The sequence below is a fragment of the Pseudomonas sp. GZD-209 genome, from assembly GCF_049310485.1.
GTDB lineage: Bacteria > Pseudomonadota > Gammaproteobacteria > Pseudomonadales > Pseudomonadaceae > Aquipseudomonas > Aquipseudomonas sichuanensis.
In genome coordinates this window covers 1-5,179 of the sequence record NZ_JBMOWQ010000198.1, presented here as the reverse complement: position 1 = coordinate 5,179, position 5,179 = coordinate 1, and the positions used below count along the sequence as shown (strand labels likewise).

The following is a 5,179-nucleotide window of genomic DNA, read 5'->3' as shown; positions in this document are numbered from 1 at the left end:
GAGCGGGCTTGCCCCGCGATAGCGTGATATCAGGCGACGATGCCGTTCCTGCTTACGCTATCGCGGGGCAAGCCCGCTCCCAAGTGTCACTGCCTGTGCTGCCTCAGCGGGCGCGCACCACCATCTCGCCCTGGCTCTCGCCAACCGCCTGCACGTTCGGCCGGTACATCGACTCCACCTGCGGCGGCGGGATGCGGTAGCTGCCCGGGGTCACCGCACGCGCCAGGTACAGCAGGTGGGTGGTGCCGTAGCTGTCGAGCTTGAGCGCCGCCACGTAGCGATCGTCGCGGTACTCCTGGTGCACGACGCTGGCGTTCTGCATCGACTCGCGCCACTGTTTCACCGCGCTGCTGGCGTTGTCCAGGCTGGCGGCGCTCTGCGCCAGGTTCTGGTTTTCAAGCTCCAGCCCCGCCGGCAGCAGGTCGACCACCAGGGCATCCGGCACGTGGTCCCGGGCCTTGAGCGCCAGGTGCACCAGCACCAGGTCGCCACTGCGCAGGCTGCGTACATCCAGCGGTTGGCCATTCATGCCCAGGTACTCGCGGCGGATTTCCAGGCCATTGCCGCTGGCGGCCGGGGCCTGGCGCGGGTAACCCGACAGCGTCAGCTGCTGGTACAGGGTGTCGCTGCCTTGGTTCTGCACCGTCAGCGGCGAGGCCAACAGCGGGCCTTCGAGCTTCATGCCCGAATCGCTGTTGCTGAACTCACGAACCTCGCCGGCGCTGTCCAGGCGTGCCTTCCAGCTGCCCTCCGGCTTGCCCAGCAGGCCACGGCCGGCGAGGAACAGGGCGTTGCGCTCCTGGGTCGACAGCCAGCGGTTGGCCGCCAGCTCGTCAGACAGCGCGAACAAGCGCTGGTCGACCTGGTTACCCGCCAGGTTGTTCTCCTGCAACAGCGCGAGGATCAGCGCCTGGTCACGCAGCGCGCTGCCATAGTCGGCCATCCAGCCCTGGCTGCGGCTGACCGCCAGGCCCGCCTGCAACGCCTGCTGCGAACGCGGCTTGTCACCCATCTTGTCCAGCGCCACCGCCAGTTGCACCAACGGCAGGCCGGAGCGGGCATCGCTGCGGCGGTCGAACAGGCTGCGCAAGGCACCCAGCGGTGCCTGCTGGCTGCGCGCCAGCACCAGCGCGGCATAGGCCTGCACGGCAAAACGGGTGTGTTCGGCGTTCTGGCTGTAGTTGACCTCGATCAGGTTGCGCTCCTGCACATAACGCAGCAGGCGCTCGCTGGCCTTCTTCAGGACTTCGGCCGGCACCCCGTAGCCTTGCTCGCGGGCGCGCAGCAGGAAATCGGTGACATAGGCGGTCAGCCAGTACTCTTCCTCGCTGTCCGAACTCCACAGGCCGAAGCTGCCGTTGTAGCGCTGCATGCCCAGCAGGTGCTCGATGCCCATCTCGATCTTGCGCTTGCGCAAGTCGGCCGGTTCGCCCTTGATGCCCAGGCGCTTGAGGCTGTCGGCATCGGCGTACAGCGAGGGGTACAGGCCACTGGTGGTCTGCTCCAGGCAGCCATAGGGGTAGGCTTCCAGGGCGCGGATCTGCTCGGCCAGGTTCAGCGGTGGGCGGCTCGACAAGGCCAGCGTAGCCTCCAGGCCCGCCGGCTCGAACTCGGCCAGGTCGCTGCCCGGCAGGCTCCACGGCTGGTCCTTGAGGGCCACGCGGTAGTGCTTGAGCATCGCCGGGTAGGCCGGGCGGATGCCCAGTGTCCACTCGCGCTCGAAGCCATTGGCCGGCTCGCCCGGCAGTTGCAGGCCATTGACCTGCACCCGCACCTTGCCCTGGCCGAGGCCGCCCTGGGCCTGCACCGGGATCATCAAGGTGGTGCGCTGGCCCTCGCCGAGCGCGACGTTCTGCTGAGCCCCGCCCAGCAGATTCAGCTGGCCTTCGCCGATCACCTGCACGGTAAGTTGCTGGGCGCGGCCGGACAGGTTGGCCAGGTCCAGCGCCAGGCTGGTGCGGTCGCCACCGGCAAGGAAACGCGGCGCCGACAGCTCGGCAATCAGCGGCGCGGCCACCACCGTCTTGCCTTCGGCCATGCCAAAGTGCTCTTCGGTCCAGGCCTGGGCCATCAGGCGCAGTTCGCCGTTGAAGTCGGGGATGTCGACCGTGGCCTGGCCTTCGCCTTTCTCATCCAGGGTCACCGGCAGGCTCTGCTGGGCAACGATGGTCACCGTGGTGTTGGGGCGCTTGCCACCCTTGGCCATGGCCGCGTCACCACCGAACGCCAGGCTGGCCAGGCGGCCCTGGCCGGCTTCGATCAGCTGGCCGTAGATGTCCAGCTGGTCGGCGCCGTAGGCCTTGCGGCCGAACAGGCTGGCGAACGGGTCGGGGGTCTTGAAGTCGGTGATGTTGAGGATGCCCACGTCCACGGCGGACAAAAGCACATGCACCTGTTTTGGCACGCTGCCATCGGCGTTGACGGCCTTGAACTTCACGGTCAGCGGCTGTTTCGGGCGCATCTTCTCCGGTGCCTGCAGGCTCACCGCGAGCTTGCGCTCGGCGCGGTCCAGCGGCAGGTGCAACACGCCTACGGCGCGCTTGGGGGTGGCATTGGCCTTACGCTCGCCGGGGCGAATCACCAGGGCGCTAATGTACAGGTCATGGCGTGCCCACTTCTTGTCCAGCTCGACCTCGAAGGTCTTGCCTTCGGCCGGCACGTCGATTTCCTGCCACCACAGCGGGCCGTCGGCAGACTCGATCATCAGGTAGCCGGAGCCTGCGGCCGGCGGGGTGACGGTGACCTTGGCGGTGGTGCCTTCCTTGAAGGCCGGCTTGTCCAGGGCGATCTTCACCTGGTCGGGGCGCACCGCGCCGCCTTCGGCGTTGTCCTGGGCGCGGTAGCCCGCCCAGAAGCGCGAACTCGACACCAGGCCGGTCTGCGGGTCTTCCACCTCGACGCGGTACGGGCCCCACTCCACCTGGAAGTTCAGCTTGGCGGTGGAGCCAGCTTTGACGCTGAGGGTCTCTTCGTTCTGGGTGAGGAATTTTTCGTTGTAGTTGTAGCTCCAGCCGTCGCTCTGGGAGTAGTTCCAGTAGTAGTCGCGGCGCTCACGGATCAGGCGCACCTTGAGGTCGTTGGCGGCCAGCTTGTTGCCGTTCTGGTCGGCGACCAGGAACTCGAACTCCACCGGGCCGTCGCCGTCGGTCTCTTCACCGTCGAACAAGCCACGCAGGCCCGGCAGGCGCTCGGCGGGCCAGATCGGCTGTTCCAGGCGGCGGGTGATCGGCCGGCCACCGGACTCCTGCAGGCTGGCCTGCACGGTCAGTTGCAGCGGCGAACGCGCTTCGCTCCAGCGGCTTTCGATATCGATACGGGCCTTGCCGGCCTGGTCGAGGGTGACTTCGTCCAGCTCCAGGTCCTGGTTCAGCTCGGTCTCGGTGACCGCGCCGAACTGGTAGCCCGGCAGCGCCTTCACCGCTTCGCGCAGCGGGCGCACGTAGGCCTGGCCGCTGAGGCGGTTGCCGGCCGCCGGGGCGCCGTAGAGGTAACGGCCGTTGACCTGGATGGTGGCGGTCTGCTCGGGCGACAGCGGTTTGCTGCTGCCCTTGAGCTCCAGCGCCAGGCGCTCGGGGAGGAAGTCTTCGACGAGGAATTCGTAAACCTGCTTGCGGCCACCGCCCAGGTCCAGCAGCAGTTGCCAGCGGCCGGTCGGTGCCTCCGTGGCCAGTTGCAGCTGGTACTGGAACAGGCCGTTCTGGTCGGCCTCCCAGACGAACTTGCGGCTCACCTGCTCATCCGGGCGACGCACTTCGACGCTGACCGGCTGGGCCTTGACCGGCTTGCCGTCCTGGTCGCGCAACAGGCCGTTGAGCAACACCGTTTCGCCTGGGCGATACAGGTCGCGCGGGCCGAAGATGAAGAACTGCAGCGGGTTGGCCTGGGGGCCGGTGATGTCGAATTCGGCCAGGTCCAGGGCCGCGGTGTTCAGGCGCAGCAGGGTGGTGTGCACGCCCTGGGTGGCGATCAGGGTGTCGGCCTTGGCGGTGATCGGCAGTTGCGCGTGGCCGTCGCCGTCGGTCTTGGCCTGCGCCAGCAGCTTGCCCTTGTCGTCGTGCAGTTCGAGGGTCACGTCCTTGAGTGCCTTGCCGCCTTCCAGGGCCTGGGTGAAGACGTCCAGGCGGTCGCGGTAGCGGTGGGCAGAGACGCCGATGTCACTCAGGGTGAACAGGGTCGCCGGCTGCGAGTAGTCGTAGGTGCCCGAGGCGCGCATCACGGCCAGGTACACCCCCGGCTCCTGCAACGGCTTGATCCCGGCAATCGGCAGCAGCACGGTCTCGCGGGTGTTGCGCGCAGGGTTGAGGTCGAAGCGGCCGCCGTAGACCAGCTCGGCCATGTCCAGGGTTTCCTTGGACTGGTAGTAGTACAGGCTGCTGTTGCGGCCCCAGTTGGCCAGGAAGGTCGAGAGCATCTCGGGTTTGACCCGGAAGAACTCGACATCGACCTTGGGCACGTTCAGGGCAATCACCGGCAGGCCTTCGGCCAGGCGGGTCGGCAACAGCGAGCCACGGCTGGCGAAGCCCACGGTGGGCTGCATGTCGCGGGTTTCGAAGCGGCTGACCGATTCGCTCTCGAGCGAATTGCCGTTGACCGCCAGCAGGCCCTTGTCGATGGTCAGGACCATCTTGCGCTGCGGCTCCAGGTGGCGCAGGCGCAGCTCCATCTGGTTGTCGGAGAGTTCCCAGGCGCCGTCGACCTTGCCCTTGACGGTGTCGACCAGGTGCAGCTTGGCGGCGAAGTCCTGGTTGGCGTCCAGCGGCGCGGACACGCTGACCGACAGGGTGCTGGCACCGTCGAGCTGCACTTCCGAGACATCCAGCACGTTGAGCTCGCGGCCGGCGTAGCGCTTGGCGAGCACGGCCGGGTCTTCGCGCTTGGCCGCTGGTTGCTCGACGGCAGCGGCGGGTTTCTCGGCGGGCGCCGGTGGTTTCTCCGGTGTGGAGGAATCACAGGCACTGAGCAGGGCCAGCGCGCAGGCCAGCAACAATCCTTTGTTGAGCATTTTGAGGGTGAACTCTTTGGCAGCGTGTACGTGAGGGGGGCAACTATAGCGCAACGCGGTCAGGGTTACCCGACCGCGGGCGGCAAGTGAGACCCTGTTCGCGCCGATTGGTTGCAGGGCCGGTACAATCCGTTGGGCAATCGCGGGGCAAGCCCGCTCCCACGCCATGTTGATGTC

At 67.4% G+C, this 5,179-nt stretch carries 1 protein-coding gene; it reads right to left on the bottom strand.

What is annotated here, in order from left to right; all coding sequences use genetic code 11:
• Positions 1 to 103: 103 nt before the first annotated feature.
• Positions 104 to 5,002 (bottom strand): alpha-2-macroglobulin, encoded by a 4,899-nt coding sequence (locus ACO6VM_RS20940; RefSeq protein WP_422403764.1) that lies wholly within the window; start codon positions 5,000 to 5,002, stop codon positions 104 to 106.
• Positions 5,003 to 5,179 lie beyond the last annotated feature (177 nt).

Coding starts and splice junctions, on each gene's coding strand:
- ACO6VM_RS20940 (WP_422403764.1), bottom strand. CDS start 5,002: ATGCTCAACAAAGGATTGTTGCTGGCCTGCGCGCTGGCCCTGCTCAGT.